The 19,324-nt window shown below is 54.7% G+C and carries 18 protein-coding genes; 5 read left to right on the top strand and 13 right to left on the bottom strand.

Going from position 1 to position 19,324, the window contains the following annotated elements; translation table 11 throughout:
* Positions 1-341 precede the first annotated feature (341 nt).
* A complete protein-coding gene (gene rne / locus FCH32_RS22310) occupies positions 342-3,641 on the top strand; it encodes a ribonuclease E (protein ID WP_174361551.1) in 3,300 nt (1,099 codons plus the stop codon).
* A 40-nt stretch (positions 3,642-3,681) separates the two neighbouring features.
* Here the strand turns inward: rne and FCH32_RS22305 are convergent, their stop codons facing one another.
* Complete coding sequence (locus FCH32_RS22305) at positions 3,682-4,617, bottom strand: LysR family transcriptional regulator (RefSeq protein ID WP_174361562.1); 936 nt, start codon at positions 4,615-4,617, stop codon at positions 3,682-3,684.
* Positions 4,618-4,728: 111 nt separating this feature from the next.
* Between FCH32_RS22305 and FCH32_RS22300 the strand changes: the two genes are divergently transcribed.
* The gene (locus tag FCH32_RS22300; RefSeq protein WP_174361550.1) at positions 4,729-5,928 is read left to right on the top strand and encodes an MFS transporter; all 1,200 of its coding nucleotides are present in this window, start codon (positions 4,729-4,731) and stop codon (positions 5,926-5,928) included.
* A 78-nt stretch (positions 5,929-6,006) separates the two neighbouring features.
* Here the strand turns inward: FCH32_RS22300 and flgL are convergent, their stop codons facing one another.
* From flgL to flgB, 11 genes are all read right to left on the bottom strand, one after another.
* The gene (flgL, locus tag FCH32_RS22295; RefSeq protein ID WP_174361549.1) at positions 6,007-6,960 is read right to left on the bottom strand and encodes a flagellar hook-associated protein FlgL; all 954 of its coding nucleotides are present in this window, start codon (positions 6,958-6,960) and stop codon (positions 6,007-6,009) included.
* 14 nt (positions 6,961-6,974) lie between these two features.
* Positions 6,975-8,639, bottom strand: a complete 1,665-nt coding sequence (gene flgK / locus FCH32_RS22290) for a flagellar hook-associated protein FlgK (protein ID WP_115258864.1) — start codon at positions 8,637-8,639, stop codon at positions 6,975-6,977.
* Between the two features lie 64 nt (positions 8,640-8,703).
* Positions 8,704-9,654 (bottom strand): flagellar assembly peptidoglycan hydrolase FlgJ, encoded by a 951-nt coding sequence (gene flgJ, locus FCH32_RS22285; RefSeq protein WP_174361548.1) that lies wholly within the window; start codon positions 9,652-9,654, stop codon positions 8,704-8,706.
* Entirely contained in the window at positions 9,654-10,751 is a 1,098-nt protein-coding gene (locus tag FCH32_RS22280; protein ID WP_096757557.1) for a flagellar basal body P-ring protein FlgI, read from the bottom strand. Before FCH32_RS22280 ends, flgJ begins: the two co-directional genes overlap by 1 nt.
* Positions 10,752-10,763: 12 nt before the next feature.
* Positions 10,764-11,462, bottom strand: coding sequence for a flagellar basal body L-ring protein FlgH (locus FCH32_RS22275; RefSeq protein ID WP_096757558.1), 699 nt, complete (start codon positions 11,460-11,462; stop codon positions 10,764-10,766).
* A gap of 57 nt (positions 11,463-11,519) precedes the next feature.
* Entirely contained in the window at positions 11,520-12,302 is a 783-nt protein-coding gene (gene flgG / locus FCH32_RS22270; protein WP_045441663.1) for a flagellar basal-body rod protein FlgG, read from the bottom strand.
* A gap of 13 nt (positions 12,303-12,315) precedes the next feature.
* Positions 12,316-13,071: a flagellar basal body rod protein FlgF gene (locus FCH32_RS22265; RefSeq protein ID WP_096757559.1), complete on the bottom strand. Its 756-nt coding sequence runs from the start codon at positions 13,069-13,071 to the stop codon at positions 12,316-12,318.
* Between the two features lie 20 nt (positions 13,072-13,091).
* Positions 13,092-14,378: a flagellar hook protein FlgE gene (gene flgE / locus FCH32_RS22260; protein WP_146717064.1), complete on the bottom strand. Its 1,287-nt coding sequence runs from the start codon at positions 14,376-14,378 to the stop codon at positions 13,092-13,094.
* Positions 14,379-14,404: 26 nt separating this feature from the next.
* Positions 14,405-15,103, bottom strand: a complete 699-nt coding sequence (flgD, locus tag FCH32_RS22255; RefSeq protein WP_115258868.1) for a flagellar hook assembly protein FlgD — start codon at positions 15,101-15,103, stop codon at positions 14,405-14,407.
* A gap of 11 nt (positions 15,104-15,114) precedes the next feature.
* On the bottom strand, positions 15,115-15,519 hold the full coding sequence (gene flgC / locus FCH32_RS22250; RefSeq protein ID WP_096757562.1) for a flagellar basal body rod protein FlgC: 405 nt from the start codon (positions 15,517-15,519) through the stop codon (positions 15,115-15,117).
* Positions 15,520-15,522: 3 nt separating this feature from the next.
* On the bottom strand, positions 15,523-15,939 hold the full coding sequence (gene flgB, locus FCH32_RS22245; protein ID WP_096757563.1) for a flagellar basal body rod protein FlgB: 417 nt from the start codon (positions 15,937-15,939) through the stop codon (positions 15,523-15,525).
* A gap of 157 nt (positions 15,940-16,096) precedes the next feature.
* Between flgB and flgA the strand changes: the two genes are divergently transcribed.
* From flgA to flgN, 3 genes are all read left to right on the top strand, one after another.
* Positions 16,097-16,756 carry a flagellar basal body P-ring formation chaperone FlgA gene (gene flgA / locus FCH32_RS22240; RefSeq protein WP_115258869.1) on the top strand — a complete coding sequence of 220 codons (660 nt, stop codon included), beginning with the start codon at positions 16,097-16,099 and terminating at the stop codon, positions 16,754-16,756.
* A gap of 93 nt (positions 16,757-16,849) precedes the next feature.
* Positions 16,850-17,143: a flagellar biosynthesis anti-sigma factor FlgM gene (gene flgM / locus FCH32_RS22235; protein ID WP_096757564.1), complete on the top strand. Its 294-nt coding sequence runs from the start codon at positions 16,850-16,852 to the stop codon at positions 17,141-17,143.
* 3 nt (positions 17,144-17,146) lie between these two features.
* Positions 17,147-17,569: a flagella biosynthesis chaperone FlgN gene (gene flgN, locus FCH32_RS22230; protein ID WP_115258870.1), complete on the top strand. Its 423-nt coding sequence runs from the start codon at positions 17,147-17,149 to the stop codon at positions 17,567-17,569.
* 83 nt (positions 17,570-17,652) lie between these two features.
* Here the strand turns inward: flgN and murJ are convergent, their stop codons facing one another.
* Complete coding sequence (gene murJ, locus FCH32_RS22225) at positions 17,653-19,188, bottom strand: murein biosynthesis integral membrane protein MurJ (RefSeq protein WP_096757566.1); 1,536 nt, start codon at positions 19,186-19,188, stop codon at positions 17,653-17,655.
* Between the last annotated feature and the right edge of the window lie 136 nt (positions 19,189-19,324).

Raw genomic sequence — 19,324 nt, 5'->3', positions numbered from 1 at the left:
TCTATGAATTTCGCGTTGTAGGAAGACGGCAAGTCTGGGAACCCCCAAGAATTTACTCCGGTGAGTGACTGGGGTGAGTAGATGAAGCCAACGCACCGATAGCGTGAAAGACGACGAGCATAATGGAAGCGTTTCTGGAGAGTAACACCCAGACTGTTCCCCTGATAATTGCGCTGTGTTTCCGTATGAAATACAGGCAACCGACACTCTGCGCCTCTTTGAGCTGACGATAACCGTGAGGTTGGCGACGCGAATAGACACGAGGCCATCGGTTCACACCCGGAAAGGCATTACTCTGCCCGCAGCTTAGTCGTCAATGTAAGAATAATGAGTAAGTTACGATGAAAAGAATGTTAATTAACGCGACTCAGCAGGAAGAGTTGCGTGTCGCCCTTGTAGATGGGCAGCGTCTGTACGATCTGGATATCGAAAGTCCTGGACACGAGCAGAAAAAAGCCAACATCTATAAAGGTAAAATTACCCGTATTGAACCGAGTCTGGAAGCCGCTTTTGTTGATTATGGCGCTGAACGTCACGGTTTCCTCCCGTTAAAAGAAATTGCCCGCGAATACTTCCCCGCTAACTACAACTCCCATGGCCGTCCCAACATTAAAGATGTGTTGCGCGAAGGTCAGGAAGTGATTGTTCAGATTGATAAAGAAGAACGCGGCAACAAAGGTGCTGCACTGACCACCTTTATCAGCCTGGCGGGTAGTTATTTGGTTCTGATGCCTAACAACCCGCGTGCGGGTGGTATCTCTCGTCGCATCGAAGGCGATGACCGGACAGAACTCAAAGAAGCGCTGGCAAGCCTGGAACTGCCTGATGGCATGGGGCTCATCGTACGCACTGCGGGTGTTGGTAAATCCGCAGAAGCGCTGCAGTGGGACCTGAGTTTCCGTCTGAAGCACTGGGAAGCGATTAAAAAGGCCGCTGACAGCCGCCCTGCTCCGTTCCTGATCCATCAGGAAAGTAATGTCATCGTTCGCGCATTCCGCGACTATTTACGTCAGGATATCGGCGAAATCCTCATTGATAACCCAAAAGTCATGGAGATGGCGCGTCAGCACATCGCCGCGTTGGGTCGTCCGGATTTCAGCAGCAAAATTAAGCTCTACACCGGTGAAATCCCGCTGTTCAGCCACTATCAAATAGAGTCTCAGATTGAGTCTGCGTTCCAGCGTGAAGTACGCCTGCCTTCTGGGGGTTCTATCGTTATCGATAGCACCGAAGCACTGACCGCAATTGATATCAACTCCGCACGTGCCACGCGCGGCGGCGATATCGAAGAGACCGCATTTAATACCAACCTTGAAGCGGCCGATGAAATCGCTCGCCAGCTGCGTCTTCGTGACCTCGGCGGCCTGATTGTTATCGACTTCATCGACATGACGCCGGTTCGTCACCAACGTGCCGTTGAGAACCGTCTGCGTGAAGCCGTTCGTCAGGACCGCGCGCGTATCCAGATTAGCCATATTTCTCGCTTCGGCTTGCTGGAGATGTCCCGTCAGCGTCTGAGTCCGTCATTAGGCGAATCCAGCCATCACGTCTGCCCGCGTTGCTCCGGCACAGGTACAGTGCGTGATAACGAATCGCTGTCGCTGTCTATTCTGCGCCTGATTGAAGAAGAAGCGCTGAAGGAAAACACCCAGGAAGTCCATGCGATTGTCCCGGTGCCGATTGCGTCTTATCTGCTTAACGAAAAACGTACTGCGGTCAATGCCATTGAAACCCGACAGAACGGCGTACGCTGTGTGATCGTGCCCAACGATCAAATGGAAACACCGCACTACTCTGTTCTGCGTGTTCGCAAAGGTGAAGAGACATCGACCCTGAGCTATCTGCTGCCGAAACTGCACGAAGAAGAGATGGCGTTACCGACGGAAGAAGAGTACGTCGAGCGTAAACAGCCGGAACAGCCTGCGCTGGCGACCTTCGCCATGCCAGACGTACCGCCAGAACCTGCTCTGCAGGAGCCTGCCGTTACAGCCGTTGCTGCCGCACCAAAAGCAGCCGCAGTCGCAGCAGGATCCGAACAGCCTGGTTTGTTTGGTCGTTTCCTCGGCGCACTGAAGTCCATCTTTGGTGGCAATGAAGAAGCCAAGCCGGTTGAGCAGCCAGCACCGAAAGCGGAAGAGAAATCTTCTGAACGCCAGCAGGATCGTCGTAAGCCTCGTCAGAACAATCGCCGTGACCGCAACGATCGTAACGATCGTAACGATCGTCGTGATAATCGCGATAACCGTGGCGAACGTGATAACCGCGATCGTGACAACCGTAATGAACGTTCTGATAGCAGCGAAAACCGCGATGAAAATCGCCGTAACCGTCGCCAGCCGCAGAATGCCGAAGCGCGCGATACCCGCCAGCAATCCACCGATGTTGCTGATAAAGCGAAGTCAGGTGACGAGCAGCAGGCTCCGCGTCGTGAACGCAACCGCCGTCGTAACGACGACAAGCGTCAGGCACCGCAGGAAGTTAAAGAACTGAACCTGGTTGAACAACCGGCACAGGATACGGATCAGGAAGAGCGCGTTCGCCAGCCTCAGACTCGCCGTAAACAGCGTCAGTTGAACCAGAAGGTTCGTTACACCGATAGCGCAACCGTCGAAACCGAAGCCGTAACCGCTGCCGTGGTTACCGAAACGGTTGTGGCTGAGCCTGTGGTTCAGGCCGCTGTTGCCCAGCGAACTGAACTGGCGAAAGTCGACCTGCCTGCCGTTGTCACTACCGAGCATGAAGATAACAACGATGCGCGTGATAACAACGATGCACGTGATAGCAACGGTATGCCGCGTCGTTCTCGCCGCTCGCCTCGCCATCTGCGCGTAAGCGGACAGCGTCGTCGTCGCTATCGTGACGAACGTTACCCGACGCAGTCGCCAATGCCGATTACTGTCGCCTGTGCATCTCCTGAATTAGCCTCTGGTAAAGTCTGGATCCGTTACCCTGTTGCCCGTGCACAGGAACTGCAGGTTGAAGAGCAGCATCAGCAGGAAGTGGCCCAGGTGCAGCCGGTTATCGCCGAGCAGCAAACCATTGCAGCGGTCGTTGCACCAGCAGTGGAAACCGTAGCGGCATCTGTCGCGGTCACAGAAGCGCCGGTAGTCACCGAAACCGTCGTTGTCGAACCTCAGGTTGTGGCGGTTGAAACCACACATCCGGAGGTTATCGAGACGGCTGTTGAGGAACAACCGCAGTTCATCGTTGACGCTGACGTCCCGGTTGCAGAAGAGGTTGTTGCTGAAGCTGAGCCCGTAGCAAACGTGGTAGAAGCACCGATTACCGAAGAACCTGTCCAGGTTGACGTCGCTGTCGCCCAGCCAGACGTTGCTGAACCGGTTATCGAGGCCGCGCCAATTGCCCCGGTTACGCAGGAAGAAGTCGCACCGGTTGCACCAGTCGTTGTCGCTGAAGCTGTGGTAGAACCTGCGTCTGTTGCCGCTGTACCCGTAACGGTTCACAGCCACGCAACCGCACCGATGACCCGCGCACCTGCGCCGGACTACGAACCAGAAGCGCCGCGTCAGAGCGACTGGCAGCGCCCTGCTTTCGACTTCGAAGGCAAAGGTGCCGCAGGCGGTCACAGCGCCACGCATCAGGCTACTGCCCCAGCCACACGCCCGCAGCCTGTTGAGTAAGCCGTAATCAACATCAAAGCCGACCTTCGGGTCGGCTTTTTTATTTCTTATCGATTTGTTTCATTCCCGTCAGCTGCGGCATCACATCCTTCATCAGCGCCAGAAATTTACGCAGTCGGACCGGATAATAACGCGCCCAGGGATACACCAGATGCACCGGCAGCGATGCCGCAGGCCAGTCTGCGAATAGCTCGACTAAACGCCCGTGAACAATATCTTCTTCCACCATCCAGCTTGACACAATGGCTACCCCCAGCCCTGCCAGAGCCGCATTTCTGGCAACATAAATACTGTCCGTGCTTAATCGGGGAGAGATATTTATCGTGATGAGTTCATTTCGCTGTTGATGGCGCAGCGACACACTATGCTGATAAAACGTGTTTACAGCAATCCACGGCAGCGTTGATAACTGTTCGGGATGCGTAGTATCGCCATACTGCGCCAGCAATGCCGGGCTGGCCACAATGCTTCGGGGCACTTCGGCCAGCAGAACGGAGACCGTTGCCGGATCAACTTCCGCACCCACTCGGATCGCGCAATCAATATTGTCGCTAAGGAAATCCACCGTTTTGTCATTGAGCATCCACTCCACCGATAACTGCGGATAACGGGCCAGAAATTGCAGCAGCGGTTCAAGCAGTTGTTGCTGACCAAACGCATGAGGCGCTCGTACCCGCAGCGTACCGACGGGTTCATCCTCCGTGATATTCAGCCCATCTTCCAGCGCTAACCAGGCATCGATAATATGCTTAGCATGCTGATATCCCCGCTCTCCGTCATCGGTCAATTTCATCGCGTGGGTGGTGCGTAAAATCAGTTTCACACCCAGCAGCGTTTCCAGGGATTGCAGTCTCCGACTGACGGTCGCCTGGGTGGTCCCCATCTGTTTTGCCGCCGCAGAGAGCGATCCTGCCTCAACGATGCGCACAAACGTCCGCATCAGCTCCACTCTGTCTATACGCTCATTTTTCAAGATAACCACTTTCATCATACGTCAAACGTATAACTGTTTTACCACCACGCCCGCTACCGTGCCAATGAGCGAAAGATAAAAATAGCCGTACATCCTGTGATTGAGGAATCATTTGTGAACACATCTACCGCACTTTCCCGTTGGGTCATCTTTGTACTGGCACTTGGCGCCGGTTTCAGCGTGGCGGCTATCTACTATGCCCAGCCTCTTCTGCCGCTGATCGGTCAGGACCTGACCTTAAGTCTCACCGGTATGGGGCTGGTGCCGACGCTTACCCAGGCCGGGTACGCGCTGGGGATTTTGTTTCTCTTGCCGCTTGGCGACCGCTATGACCGCCGGACTTTAATCTTGCTGAAAAGCATCTCACTTGCCGTGCTGCTTCTGGCCTGCAGCTTTAGCGGGCAACTGCATTCACTGCTGTTGATTAGCTTGCTGATGGGAATGGCGGCAACCATGGCACAGGACATCGTTCCCGCAGCAGCCATACTCGCCCCCGCGGGGAAACAGGGAAAAATGGTCGGTACGGTGATGACCGGCCTGTTGCTGGGCATTTTGCTCTCCCGCACCGTCAGTGGTCTGGTGGGCGAAGCGTTTGGCTGGCGCGAGATGTATCAACTCGCCGCCATCAGTATTGCCATTATTACTGTGGTGATGTGGAAAATGCTGCCTCACTTTGCGGCCAATTCCACGCTGAGCTATCCGTCGTTAATGCTCTCAATGGCCAAACTCTGGCAACGGTATCCTGTACTGCGCCGGGCGGCGCTGGCACAGGGATTCTTGTCAATTGCCTTCAGTGCCTTCTGGTCAACGCTGGCGGTGATGTTATCCGAGCATTATCACATGGGCAGCGCAGTAGCCGGGGGTTTTGGTATTGCAGGAGCAGCAGGCGCGCTTGCCGCACCGCTAGCTGGACATCTTGCAGACAGAGTTGGCGGCGAAAAGGTCACGCAACTGGGGGCATTATTAGTGACGCTTTCTTTCGCGCTGATGTTTTTACTGCCCGCCCTGCCGGTTGAGGGACAGTGGCTGCTAATAGCCCTTTCTGCGGTCGGCTTTGATCTTGGGCTACAATCCAGCCTGGTAGCTCACCAGAATCTGGTCTATAGCCTTGAGCCTCAGGCGCGGGGCCGCCTGAACGCCCTGCTGTTTACCCTGGTGTTCATTGGCATGGCGCTGGGTTCAGTTCTCGGCACCCAAGTTTACGCCCTGGCAAACTGGCAAGGCGTTGTCGGGTTGGCAACCGTCAGCGGTGCGATTGCTCTGATGATCAGACTGACGGGTAACACCGTAGTGAGTCGGACAAAAACGGCCTAAAAAAATGCCCGCGCCGGGGTGTAAGTGGCGCGGGCAGACAAACATATCCAGTTTCATGATATGTTTCAAAAAAAGGCGTTAACGATTTAACTGGAACAACGACATTCCCTGCATATCGGTAAACGCTTTATAGGATGCCTGCAGCGCAGCCTGCTGCATAACATAGGACGAAATCGCTGCGTTCCAGTCGACATCCACCAGGTTACTCATCTGCTGAGTTTGCCCTAATGCGCGATCGGTACCCAGTGAATCCAGCGAGCTCAACTCACTGAGTTGTGTGCCTAATTCAGCACGCACAGACAGGACGTTATTAAGCGAGTTCTTCAGGCCACGGCTGGTTTTATCAATAGCGGCTGCCGCTTTATCTTTTGCCACATCATCCCCAGCAACCGGCGTATTGAGGGCATCAATAGCGGTATCCAGCATTTTGAACAGGCTCTTTTCCTGGGTTCCACCCGCGGGTTCCGGCACCGCATTACTGGTCAATTCGGCAAATATTTTATCCCCGGTATGGCCAATCACCATGGTACGGGCAGCATCGACCTGCTGGGTCACGTTTTGGGTTCCGCCAGTATAGGTACCATCAGCCTGGGCAAATGGTGCACTTTCTGTTTTATATCCACCGAAAATATAGCGCCCGTTGCCATCGGTGCTGTTCGCCAGGTTCATCAGCTGATCGCGGATCCCCTGTAAATCAGTTGCCAACGATGCACGGTCATCATCACTTAACGTCCCGTTAGCAGCATGGACAATTTTTTCCTGCGCGCTCTGAATAGCCGTCGTTACCTGTCCCAACACGTTTTCTTCCAGTGAGACTTTTTGCGTGGCGAAAGAGCGCGCCAGCGTGTACTGGCTGTTTTGTGCCTGAGCCTGAGACAGCACCACGGCCTGTGAGGCGGCAATCGGATCGTCAGACGGATTAATGACCCGTTTACCCGTCGACATTTGCTCGCCGAATTTCATCCATTCCGCCTGAGAGTTGGTGATGCCCCGCATGTTCTGCTGGTACATCATCTGGGTACTGATACGCATTGATTCCCTCTCCCTTAGCGAATATTAATCAGTGCATCAAACAACGCATTCGCGGTTTGCAGCACCTGGGCGTTAGCCAGGTAGTACTGCTGATAGCGCTGCAAATTGCCGTACTCTTCGTCGAGATTCACCCCGGAGATGGACTGCTGCTGATTAGAAAGCTGCGTGACCACGTTGTTTTGCGTGGTGCTGCTGGTTTTCAGCGTCGCGGTTTTGTTACCGACATCGCTTACCAGCGTGGCATAGGCATCGTTGAAGGTTTTATTCCCGACGGTGGCCTTATTTTGTAGATCCAACAGTTTCTGACCGTTACGGTTGTCGCTTGCGCCCGTCTCCGCAGCAGGATCGGTCTTTTTCTCTGACGCCATGGCAATTTTTGACTCGTCGGTCACCATCACTTTCATATTGACGATAGCGTCGCTAACCGGCTTCAGAATAAAACTGTCATTATCGTTAGCTCCGGTTGGTTTATTCGTCACCGTCACTTTCAGGCCATCAATATCCAGTTTACCGCTGGCATCCGGTTTTGCTTCAAACGTCGTATTATCCGCCAGGCGCGTGACTTGCCATTTGCCACCGTTAAACACAACTTTATAGTCAGTCGCCTGCACTTTCGAACTATCATCAACTTCAGCGGTTAACTCCGCTTTGCCGGTGTTTTTAGCATTACTGGTCACCGACGGATCGCCGATGGCAAAGAAATCCTTACCCGCAACACCATCAGTATCAAAACCGGCTTTATGCTGTGTGTTAAAGGCGTCGGCAAAAGCCAGTGCCAATTGGCCCAGCGTATTACGCGTCTGGTCAAGTTCCTGAGAGCGAAACGTCAGCAACCCACCCAGTGAGCCGGTATTGAGCAGTTTTTCTGGAATTTCAATATTACCCGCAACCCCATCGACATAGGCCACGGTGGTGCGGGTGGTATCGGCACTGGACGGTACGGCAGCAAGCTGACGTGCGCTACTGCCCTGCACCAGCGAATAGCCATTCGCCATGGTGACGTTATAGGTGCCGCCGTCTTGAACGCTGACTTCAACGCCGACAATCTTGTTTAATTCGCTCACCAACTGGTCGCGCTGGTCCAGCAGATCGTTCGGTGAAGCGCCCGCGCCGACGCCGGTCAGACGAGAGATTTGATCGTTGAGACTGGCAATTTGCTTCGAGTAGTTATTGATCTGGTCAACACTGGCGGAAATCGCGGTATTAACCTGTTTATCCTGATCGCGCAGATACTGATCGGTGGTTTTAAACTGGTTGACTAAGCCGTCTGCTTTGCCAATCAATGCCTGACGCGCCGCCGGGTCTTCTGCGTTACTGACCAACGTTTGTAAGCTGGTGAAAAAGCCCTGCATCGAGGTAGAAATAGAGCTGGTCTTGCTGGCGAGCAGGTTATCGATTTTCGACATTTGCTCATAACGCGTTGTCAGACCGCTGCTTTGGTTCTGCGCAGCGCGTAACTGATTACTGATGAATGAATCATACTCACGCTGCACGCCAGAAACATAGACGCCATTGCCAACCCAGCCCCCCGCACCCAGCGTGCTGTTTGCTTGCGCCATAATGGTCGTCTGGCGGGTATACCCTGCCACGTTATAGCTGGAGATGTTATTACTGGCTGTGTTCAACGCGGCCTGCGCTGCGCTAAGACCACTCATGGCGTTGTTAATCAAGCTGGACATGGAGGTTCCTTGTAATCCTTCAATACTGGTTATTATCGGCAGCGGATGGGTAGACTTGAGTTATTTAAAACAGATTGTCGAGATTGCTACTGTAAGTTTTACTCACTTTCTCGCTCATCGACTTCAGCTGCTGGATCATGGTGGTTAATTTACGCGCATAGTGCGGATCGGTGGCGTAGCCTGCATTCTGCAAGGCCTGCGCACCCTGTTCGGCAGTCGCCGCACCGGTTACCGCGGCGTAGCGCGGATTACGCGATATCAGCCCGACATAATCCGACAGCGCCTCAAGGTACGAGCTATAGACGCGGAATCGGGCTTTCACTTTTTTCGCCTCACCGTTTTCATATTCGGTAGTGGTGATTTCGGTGGTCGGCCCTTTCCAGCTCCCCGAAGCCTTCACGCCGAAAATGTTAAAGCTCGGCTCACCGTTCTCACGGCGGATTTGGCGTTGCCCCCAACCGGATTCCAGCGCCGCCTGCGCCAGGATCAGATGATGCGGTACCCCACTTTGTTGACTCGCCAGTTTTGCTGGTAGCGATAGCTGAGCAAGGAAGTCTTTACTGTCCCCCGACAGCGGTTCGTCGTTCCCTTCCGCCGCTTTCGGTAGCGCTTTACGCACCATCTGCGTCAGTGCCTGGTTTTGATAGCTGGTCACCGTTTCCAGTGAAAACTTCATCGGTACCTGCGGCGCATCATCCGCAGGCGTCCCCTGGCCTTCGGTCATCTGCTTAACCATCATTTCAGCCAGCCCCAGACCTTTGCCTGCCGTCATCTGCTGGGCTACCTGCTGGTCATACATGCTGGTGTACAAGCGCGTCGAGTCGCTGCTAAAGACGCCATCTTTTGGCAGCGCTTCACGCATGCTTTTCAGCATCATCTGGACAAACATCCCTTCAACCTGGCGGGCGACCGGGCGAATATTTGCCGCCGGGTCCTGACCCGCCTTCGCTTTCAGTTCGTTCAGCGATTGCGCATCCCAGGCGGCGCTGGTCAGCAGTTTGCTGTCGCCAATCATCAGATAATTTCCAGTTTGGCGCGTAAACAACCCGCACTTTGCATGGATTGCAGAATTGACATCAAATCCATTGGCGTGGCACCGAGCGCATTGAGGGCGCGAACCACATTGTTCAGATTGGCGCTGGAGCGCACGCTCTGCAATGAGCCGCCGCTTTGACGCATATCGATTTGGGTTTGCGGGGTAACCACGGTTTGCCCACCGCCAAACGGCGTATCGGGCTGACTAACGTTGGCCTGGCGATTCACCGTGATAGACAAGTTGCCCTGCGCAACCGCGCAACTGTCCAACGTAACTTCGCGGTTCATCACTACCGATCCCGTACGGGAGTTGATAATCACCTTCGCATCCTGCGGCGTTACGTTCACTTCTATATTCTGGATATCAGCGAGGAAGCGCACCTGCGAGCTATTGCCGCTCGGCACACGCACCTGAATCGTACGCGCATCCAGCGCCGTGGCGCTGCCAAACCCACGCGAACGGTTAATGGTGTCGGTTATCTGCTGTGCCAGGGTGAAGTCTTCATTATTCAGCTGCAGATTGAGGGTGTTTCCGCCACCAAACTGGCTAGGAAGTTCGCGTTCAATAGTGGCCCCGTTGGTGATCCGCCCACCATTGAGTTGGTTCACCTGAACGCTACTGCCGCCCGCCGCCGCACCTGCGCCGCCGACTAAAATATTGCCCTGCGCCAGCGCATACACCTGGCTATCAACCCCTTTCATCGGGGTCATCAGCAGCGTCCCGCCTCGCAGGCTTTTGGCATTACCCATTGAAGAGACCACAACGTCAATGGTTTGTCCCTGACGTCCAAACGCCGGAAAGGATGCAGTCACCATCACCGCCGCCACGTTTTTCAACTGCATATTGGTGCCGGTCGGCACGGTGATCCCCAGCTGAGAGAGCATGTTATTGAGCGTTTGGGTGGTGAACGGCGTCTGGGTGGTCTGGTCACCCGTGCCGTCCAGCCCCACCACCAGCCCGTAGCCAATCAGCGAGTTTTCACGCACACCCTGAACGCTGGTCAGATCGCGAATACGATCGGCATGGGCCAACGTGGTTGCCAGCATCAGGACCATTGCAACAAGAGTTTTAAACACAGAAAGCCTCGCTTACATCGGTGACAAATTAAGGAAGAAACGCTGCAACCAGCCCATATTCTGCGCTTCGTTGATATAGCCGTTACCGACATACTCAATACGTGCATCCGCCACCTGGGTTGACGGAACAGAGTTGCTGCCGCTGATGGTGCGCGGGTTAACCACCCCGGAGAAGCGGATAAATTCAGTGCCCTGGTTTATGGCGATCTGCTTTTCACCCACAACGTGTAAATTGCCGTTGACCAGAACCTGATCGACGGTCACGGTCAGCGTACCGCTAAAGGTGTTACGGGCATTGGCGCCACCTTTACCGTTAAAGGAGTTCCCACCGGACGCTTCTACGTCAGCACGCTCGTTGCCAAACAGTCCCTGCAGGTAGCGCGGCACCGTGTCGAAACCAAAGTTTGTTTTGCCATCACGGCTGGCGTTAGCAGAAGAGCTTTTGCTCGCACTGACGTTTTCCTGCAATACGATAGTTAGCGTATCGCCAACATTGCGCGGACGGCGGTCTTCAAATAGCGGCTGGTAGCCATAGTTAACTGGCTGCGCAGACTGAAAAATTGATCCATTCGCCACCGGCGTTGGGCCAGGTATCGGCTGGGCAGAGGTCGCCCCCTGAACCAGCGGCGTGGCCGGGATCCAGGCACATCCTGTCAGTGACACCACCAGCAGGGCCGTAATCGGATATGGGTGAAGCGCGTTTTTTCGCATTGCCTTCATCTTCTACATCAGTGTGCCGGTGAGGTTTTCACCCCACCGGACAACACGTTAGAGTTGCGTCAGTTTTTGCAGCATCTGATCGGTAGTCGACACCGCTTTGCTGTTGATTTCGTAAGCACGTTGAACCTGGATCATATTCACCAGCTCTTCCGCCACGTTGACGTTAGAGGTTTCAACATAGCCCTGATACAGCAGACCCGCGCCGTTAAGCCCTGGCGTGCTCTCGTTCGGCGCACCTGAAGATTGCGTCTCGGTGTACAGGTTCTCACCAATGCTTTCCAGGCCGGTATCGTTCATAAAGGTGGTCAGGTTGAGCTGGCCTACCTGTACCGGCGCCGCCTGTCCTTGCTGGGTTACGCTGACGATGCCATCACGCCCGATAGTGATGCTGAGCGAGTTCGCTGGAATGGTGATCGCTGGCTGAACCTGAAAACCGCCTGCCGTCACCAGTTGGCCGTTCTGATCCACCTGGAAAGAGCCGTCACGCGTATAAGCAGAAGTACCATCCGGCAACATGACCTGGAAAAAACCCTGGCCTTTAATCGCCACATCTTTGCTGTTATTGGTCTGTGACAGGTTGCCCTGACTGTGTAAACGCTCGGTCGCCACCGGACGCACACCGGTACCGATTTGCAAACCCGAAGGCAGTACGGTCTGTTCAGAAGACTGCGCGCCCGGTTGACGAATCGTCTGGTACAACAGATCTTCAAACACCGCACGCTGACGCTTGAAACCATTGGTGCTGACGTTTGCCAGGTTGTTGGCAATCACATCCATGTTGGTTTGCTGTGCATCCAGGCCGGTTTTGGCGATCCATAATGAACTGATCATAAAATGTCCTGTATTAACTCATCGACAGCAGTTGGTTGGCGCGACCCGCGTTATCATCCACGCTACTGATAATCTTCATCTGCATTTCGAAGCGACGGGCGCTGGCGATCATGTCGCTCATCGCGGCAACCGGTTTGACGTTACTGCCCTCCAGCACGCCCGACATCACGCGGATGCTGGGATCGGCCGGAAGCGTCGGGCCACGGGTCGCCTGTGCCGCCGCGCTCAGACGGAACATACCGTCATCACCACGCTGTACTTCACTTCCCGTCGCCTTCACCAGCTTCAGACGCCCGACAGGCGCCACGGTGTTCGCCGGATCGCCTGGGTTCAGCGCAGAAATCGTCCCGTCAGCAGCAATGGTGATTTCTGAACCTTCCGGTACCGCTATTGGCCCGGCTTCGCCAATCACCGGGTGTCCCTGAATGGTCAGTTCACCGGTGGGGCTTACCTGAATTGCGCCATTACGGGTGTACCCTTCACTGCCGTTAGCGGTCTGAACCGCCAGCCAGCCGTCCTGTTGCAGCGCAACGTCCAGCGGGCGGGAGGTGTAGTCCATCTGACCTGGCGTCATATCAGCCCCTGGCGTGGAGGCCACCACCAGCGTACGCGTCGGTAAAGAGAGCCCTTCAACCGGCACCGCACGTAGCGCATTAAGCTGCGCGCGGAAACCCGGCGTTGAGGCGTTTGCCAGGTTGCTGGCCGTCACCGCCTGTTGGTTCAGCGTCTGACTGGCCGCGCCCATGGCGGTATAAATTGCGTGATCCATTAAGCCATCCCGTCAAGCGCTTAGCGCAGGTTGACCAGCGTGTTGAGGATCTGATCCTGGGTTTTGATGGTCTGCGCGTTCGACTGATAGTTACGCTGGGCGACGATCATGTTCACCAGTTCTTTACTCAAATCCACGTTCGATGCTTCCAGCGCGCCGTTCGTCAGCTTGCCGAAGTTACCGGTGCCCGCGGTGCCCAGCAGCGCGACGCCAGAAGACTGTGTCGCGGCCCAGACGTTATCGCCCTGAGAAGCCAGACCTTCGTTGTTGGCAAAGTTAGCCAGCACGATCTGTCCCAGAAGTTGCTTCTGTTCGTTGGAGTAGTTACCCACCACCGTGCCGTCATCGTTAATCTGGTAGCTCACCAGATCGCCCGGTTTGTAGCCGTTCTGATTCGTCGCAACGATGTTATTGGCGCCGGTATTCTGCTGCATGGAATTGAGGAAACTCAGAGAGAAACCCGCAGGGACCGCGCCATTGATAGCACCGGTGGTTATCTGAATTTGCGGCTGGGCGTTGGCGGGGCCTTCCACGAGATGTTTTGGCCCAGTTGGATTTAAGGGATCTACTGGCTCTTCGACATAGTTATTCACCGAGGCCAGCGTGCCATTAGCGCTGAAGTTCATCACCGCATTTTTAGTCGCGGGAGAGCCCGCCACGCTGGCATCCTGGGTGTAAACATCCCATTTGTTATCCGTCGTTTTGACATAAAAAACATTCATGTCATGGGCATTACCCTGACTATCAAATACGGTCACGGTGCCTTTTTTGTTGTACGAGTCCGCATCACTTGCGCTAAAAGGTTTATTCGCCGGAATCTTGTCAGTGGAGTTCAGGTTGATCTGCATAGACGCGGTGGTCGTGGATTTCGCCGCCATCAGCGTATTCGGAATCGTGATCGGTGCCGGGTTTGCGCCCTGCTGTACCGTCGGCGGTGTGCCGGTGGCCGGATAACCCGTCAACTGCAGCCCCTGCATGTTGACGATATTACGGTTTTCATCGAGCTTGAACTGACCGTTTCGGCTGAAGAAAACAGACCCATTGCTGTCGACCATACGGAAGAATCCGTTCTGGCTAATGGCAACGTCCAGCCCACGGCCGGTGTTGGTGGTAGTGCCATCGGTAAAGTCCTGGGTAATACCCGCAACTTTAACGCCCAGGCCCACTTTAGAACCGGCAAACATATCCGCAAAGGAAGCGGTTCCGGATTTAAACCCGTAGGTCGCGGAGTTGGCGATGTTATTACCAATGACATCGAGGTTGGTCGCTGCAGCGTTCAGACCGCTGACCGCTTGAGAAAAGGCCATGACTTACTCCTGATAAGTGTGAAGGCTTAGATGATCTGCCGTACTTCGTCGAGGGTGGTGGTTCCATAGGTGCCGAGGTCCAGCGTGTTACCGCCGTTGCTGCGAATAACCCCCTGCACCAACGCAAACTGAAGTGGCTGCGCCACAAGCTGCGTCCCCCCATTGCTGGCGGATATCGCCACGTTGTAGGAACCGCTTGGGGCCGCCGTGCCATCCGTCATGGTGCCGTCCCAAGTGAAGGTGTGAACCCCCGCCTTCAGCTCACCAATATCGATCGTGCGCACGACCTTGCCGTCTTTATCGGTAATGGTGGCAGTGACCTTATCGGCTGGCTGCTGCAGCTCAACGCCAAACGGTGTCGTGGTGGTGGTCGCCCCCTCTTCCGTCCCTTTCCCGGTCAGGATCGTGGTACCTGGAATCATCACGCCATGACCAATCAAGGTACTGGCCTGCAGCGACTGACTGTTGTCTATCTGTCCAGAAATCGACCCCAGCGTAGTATTCAGCTTCTCAATCCCGCTGACGGTACTGATTTGCGCCAACTGGGTGGTGAGTTCGTTGTTTTGCAAGGGGTTGGTCGGATCCTGGTTTTTCAGCTGCGCGACTAACAGCGTCAGAAAGCTGCTTTGCAGATCGGCGGCATTGCTGCCCGTCAGTGAACTGTTGTTACTGGCTGCATTCACGCCCGTGCTGCTCGGGTCATTCATTTTTACCGAAATTGACATGTGCGGCTCCTTTACTGGCCTAGCGTCAGCGTTTTAAGCATCAAACTTTTTACGGTATTGAGCACTTCGACGTTTGCCTGATAGCTGCGTGAGGCTGACATGGTGTTGACCATCTCTCCGACCACATCCACATTGGGCATTTTGACGTAACCGTTCGCATCGGCCAGCGGATTACCCGGTTCATAAACCAGCTTGTCCGGCGCCTGGCTCTCAATCACATCAGCGACTTTTACGCCACCGGTAGCCGCACCCGGCGCGGCGTTAACCTGAAAAACAACCTGCTTCGCGCGATACGGTTGACCGTCAGGTCCCGTCACGCTGTCCGCATTCGCCATATTGCTCGCCGCCACGTTCAGGCGCTGGGATTGCGCGGTCAGCGCCGAACCTGCGATATCAAAAATATTTAACAACGCCACGAATTAGTTCCCTCCTTGCAGCACGGTCATCATGCCCTTGATTTGTCCACCCAATGCGGTGAGCCCCATCTGATACTTCAGACTGTTATCGGCAAACTGCGTACGCTCGCGGTCCATATCCACCGTATTGCCATCCAGCGACGGTTGGTCCGGAATGCGATAAAGCAACTCAGTCGAAGGTGCAGAAAGTGTCTGGGCCGGAATATGTTGTGCAGAGGTCAGCGTCAACGAGACACCGCCGGTTTCTTCCCGTCCACGCACCATGACTTTTTTTAATTCACTGGCGAAATCCAGGTCGCGCGCCTGATACCCCGGCGTGTCGGCGTTGGCAATGTTGGCCGCTAATACTTCCTGGCGTTGGGCGCGCAGATTCAGCGCTTCCTGTTGAAAACGTAAGGCGGCGTCGAGCTTATCGAGCATATCTCCTCCGCAAATGACAAAATTCAGCCGACAGCTTAAATCCCATTACGCGCGCGTTATCGCTGGAATAAGCGCAAAATGCGTCGCTATTTGTTGCGTTGATGGCGGCGTCACACAGGTAAAATCCAGCCACAGCCTGAAAAAGCGAGAGGTATTGATGCAAACGTTCAAACGCGGAATAGCGGTGGTCGCACTGCTGTTCAGCCCCCTGACGCTGGCGCAAGACCTGAATTCGCAGCTTACGGCGTGGTTTTCCGAGCGACTGGCAGGGTTCAGTGACGAGGTGGTCGTTACCCTCCGGACCCCACCCAACCTGCTGCCTGCCTGTGAGCAACCGGCACTCAGCGTGGCCGGTAGCGCGAAGTTATGGGGCAATGTGAATGTGCTGGCGAGATGCGGCAATGAAAAACGTTACCTACAGGTGAACGTGCAGGCCACGGGCGACTACGTGGTTGCCGCTGCCCCCATCGCGCGGGGAAGCGCGCTTAACTCAGCCAGCGTAACGCTAAAACGCGGTCGTCTGGACCAACTGCCGCCACGTACCGTGCTGGACATTAACCAGGTGCAGGAAGCGGTGAGTCTGCGTGATGTGGTCGCTGGCCAGCCGATCCAGCTCACCATGCTGCGTCAAGCATGGCGGATAAAAGCGGGTCAGCGCGTGCTGGTTATCGCCAATGGAGACGGTTTTCGCGTGAATGCGGAAGGTAAGGCGCTGAATAATGCGGCGGTTGCCCAGAACGCCAGGGTACGGATGCTTTCAGGCCAGGTCGTCAGCGGCGTCGTCGATTCTGATGGGAATATTCTTATTAACCTATAATAGGTTAAAGATTTTTTTGCGGATGCCGATAGATAATCAACCAATGATTAAAGCGGGCCGCTATAGCGTAACCCCTCGATGAGGATAAAAAAAATGAGTATTGATCGTACCTCACCATTGAAGCCAGTTAGTACTGTCCAGCCGCGCGAAGCCAGCGACACGTTGGTCCAAAAAACGCGTAAGGAAAAAACGTCCACGACCAACAGCACTAGCGTCATGTTGAGCGACGCGCAGGCAAAGCTGATGCAACCCGGCACCAACGACATCAATATGGAGCGCGTTGAAGCACTGAAAACCGCCATCCGTAACGGTGAGTTGAAAATGGATACCGGAAAAATTGCCGACTCGCTGATCCGCGAGGCGCAGAGCTACTTACAGAGTAAATAAAGTATGACGCGTTTGTCAGAAATACTTGATCAGATGACGACTGTCCTGAATGACCTGAAAACGGTGATGGATGCTGAGCAGCAGCAACTTTCCGCAGGCCACATTCACGGTAGCCAGCTACAGCGTATTACAGAAGAAAAAAGTTCTTTGCTGGCAACCCTGGATTACCTGGAGCAGCAGCGACGTCTTGAGCACGACGCGACGCGCAGCGCTAATGATGATATTGCCCAACGCTGGCAGACGATTACCACTAAAACGCAGCATTTACGCGATCTCAACCAGCATAATGGTTGGCTGTTGGAAGGACAAATCGAGCGCAATCAACAGGCGCTCGAGGTGCTTAAACCGCATCAGGAACCCACGCTGTATGGCGCTAACGGCCAAACATCTTCAGCCCATCGCGGCGGAAAGAAATTCTCAATTTGACGAATGCCTGACGGCTCGTAGCTTTCAGGCCTGCGTGTTTTGCAGGCCGGATAAGGTGATCCCCTCATCCGGCAGTATGTTCATTATGCCGTTCGGCGCACAAACTCTTTCACTTTAAAGCCCAGCACGGCCAGCGCGGCAAAGTAAGCAGTAATACCGACCAACACCACCGCCATTAAGCGCAGCAGACGCCACAGCATCGTCCCCTGAGACCACTCCGGCATAATGTACAGCATCCCCACCAGCGCCGCAGACATCACCAGCACAGAGATCACCAGACGCGCCAGGAACCAGGCCCAACCCGGCTGTGGCGTGAATATTTTCTGTTTACGCAACTGCCAGTACAGCAGCGAGGCGTTCAGACAGGCCGCCAGACCGATCGACAGCGACAGCCCGGCATGTTTCAACGGACCGATAAACGCCAAGTTCATCACCTGGGTCATAATCAGCGTCACGATGGCAATTTTCACCGGCGTTTTAATGTCCTGACGGGAATAAAATCCGGGGGCCAATACTTTCACCACGATCAGGCCAATCAGACCGACCGAATACGCTACCAGCGCGCGCTGGGTCATGGACGCATCAAAAGCGGTAAACTTACCGTACTGGAACAATGAAACCGTCAGCGGCTTTGCCAGGATCCCCAATGCCACCGCACTGGGCAAAGCAAGCAGGAAGCACAGGCGTAACCCCCAGTCCATCAGGCGACAATATTCATCATGGTTACCGCTGGAAAAACTTTTTGACAGCGAGGGCAGCAAAATAGTGCCCAGCGCGACGCCCAGAACACCTGAAGGGAACTCCATCAAACGGTCAGCGTAGTACATCCAGGAAACCGAACCTGAAGCCAGAAATGACGCGAAAATCGTGTTGATAATCAGGGAAATCTGGCTGACGGAAACGCCGAGGATCGCCGGCCCCATCTGCTTCACTACGCGCATCGCGCCCGCATCACGAAAATTCACGCGCGGCAGCACCAGCATGCCAATTTTCTTCAAGTGCGGAAGCTGATAAACCAGTTGCAGCACACCACCGACGGTCACGGCCCACGCCAGCGCCAGCACCGGCGGATTAAAATACGGAGCGGCAAACAGCGCAAAACCGATCATGCTGATGTTGAGAAACGTCGGCGCAAACGCCGGAATAGAGAAACGGTTCCAGGTATTCAGAATCGCACCCGCCAACGAGGCCAGCGAAATCAACAGAATATAAGGAAAGGTTATCTGCAACAGCTGGGTAGTCAGCGTAAATTTGTCAGCAGTATCGGCAAAGCCTGGCGCGGTGACCATGATCACCCACGGCGCGGCAAGCATCCCGGCAACCGTCACAACGGCCAACGCCAGCGTCAGCAAGCCAGACACGTAGGAAACAAACACGCGGGTGGCGTCTTCGCCCTGCTTACTTTTGTATTCAGCCAGAATAGGGACAAATGCCTGAGAAAATGCGCCTTCAGCAAAAATTCGACGCAGCAGGTTAGGAAGTTTGAATGCCACAAAAAAGGCATCGGTCGCCATCCCTGCACCAAAGATTCTGGCGACGATCGCATCACGCGCAAAACCCAGCACACGTGAGAACATCGTCATTGAGCTGACGGCTGCCAGTGACTTTAATAAATTCATCTATGTTGTATTCCAGACTCTGAGGCAAAACCCCGTATAACCAACATCGCCATCCGGCAATGTCACTGTGCCTGATGGCGACGCCGCAGCGTCTTATCAGGCCTACAAGCCAGCCTATGGTTGAAAAGAGGTGTTA

Origin of the sequence: Citrobacter gillenii, from assembly GCF_013337685.1 — a bacterium.
Classification (GTDB): domain Bacteria; phylum Pseudomonadota; class Gammaproteobacteria; order Enterobacterales; family Enterobacteriaceae; genus Citrobacter; species Citrobacter gillenii.
The sequence above is the reverse complement of the archived record's forward strand: the minus strand, read 5'-3'. Positions and strand labels throughout refer to the sequence as shown.

What these genes read in the sequence shown, in the direction of transcription:
- rne (WP_174361551.1), top strand. Translation starts at nt 342, where the DNA reads ATGAAAAGAATGTTAATTAACGCGACTCAGCAGGAAGAGTTGCGTGTC.
- flgL (WP_174361549.1), bottom strand. Translation starts at nt 6,960, where the DNA reads ATGCGTATCAGTACCCAGATGATGTACCAGCAGAACATGCGGGGCATC.
- flgK (WP_115258864.1), bottom strand. Translation starts at nt 8,639, where the DNA reads ATGTCCAGCTTGATTAACAACGCCATGAGTGGTCTTAGCGCAGCGCAG.
- flgJ (WP_174361548.1), bottom strand. Translation starts at nt 9,654, where the DNA reads ATGATTGGCGACAGCAAACTGCTGACCAGCGCCGCCTGGGATGCGCAA.
- FCH32_RS22275 (WP_096757558.1), bottom strand. Translation starts at nt 11,462, where the DNA reads ATGCGAAAAAACGCGCTTCACCCATATCCGATTACGGCCCTGCTGGTG.
- flgG (WP_045441663.1), bottom strand. Translation starts at nt 12,302, where the DNA reads ATGATCAGTTCATTATGGATCGCCAAAACCGGCCTGGATGCACAGCAA.
- FCH32_RS22265 (WP_096757559.1), bottom strand. Translation starts at nt 13,071, where the DNA reads ATGGATCACGCAATTTATACCGCCATGGGCGCGGCCAGTCAGACGCTG.
- flgE (WP_146717064.1), bottom strand. Translation starts at nt 14,378, where the DNA reads ATGGCCTTTTCTCAAGCGGTCAGCGGTCTGAACGCTGCAGCGACCAAC.
- flgD (WP_115258868.1), bottom strand. Translation starts at nt 15,103, where the DNA reads ATGTCAATTTCGGTAAAAATGAATGACCCGAGCAGCACGGGCGTGAAT.
- flgB (WP_096757563.1), bottom strand. Translation starts at nt 15,939, where the DNA reads ATGCTCGATAAGCTCGACGCCGCCTTACGTTTTCAACAGGAAGCGCTG.
- flgA (WP_115258869.1), top strand. Translation starts at nt 16,097, where the DNA reads ATGCAAACGTTCAAACGCGGAATAGCGGTGGTCGCACTGCTGTTCAGC.
- flgM (WP_096757564.1), top strand. Translation starts at nt 16,850, where the DNA reads ATGAGTATTGATCGTACCTCACCATTGAAGCCAGTTAGTACTGTCCAG.
- flgN (WP_115258870.1), top strand. Translation starts at nt 17,147, where the DNA reads ATGACGCGTTTGTCAGAAATACTTGATCAGATGACGACTGTCCTGAAT.
- murJ (WP_096757566.1), bottom strand. Translation starts at nt 19,188, where the DNA reads ATGAATTTATTAAAGTCACTGGCAGCCGTCAGCTCAATGACGATGTTC.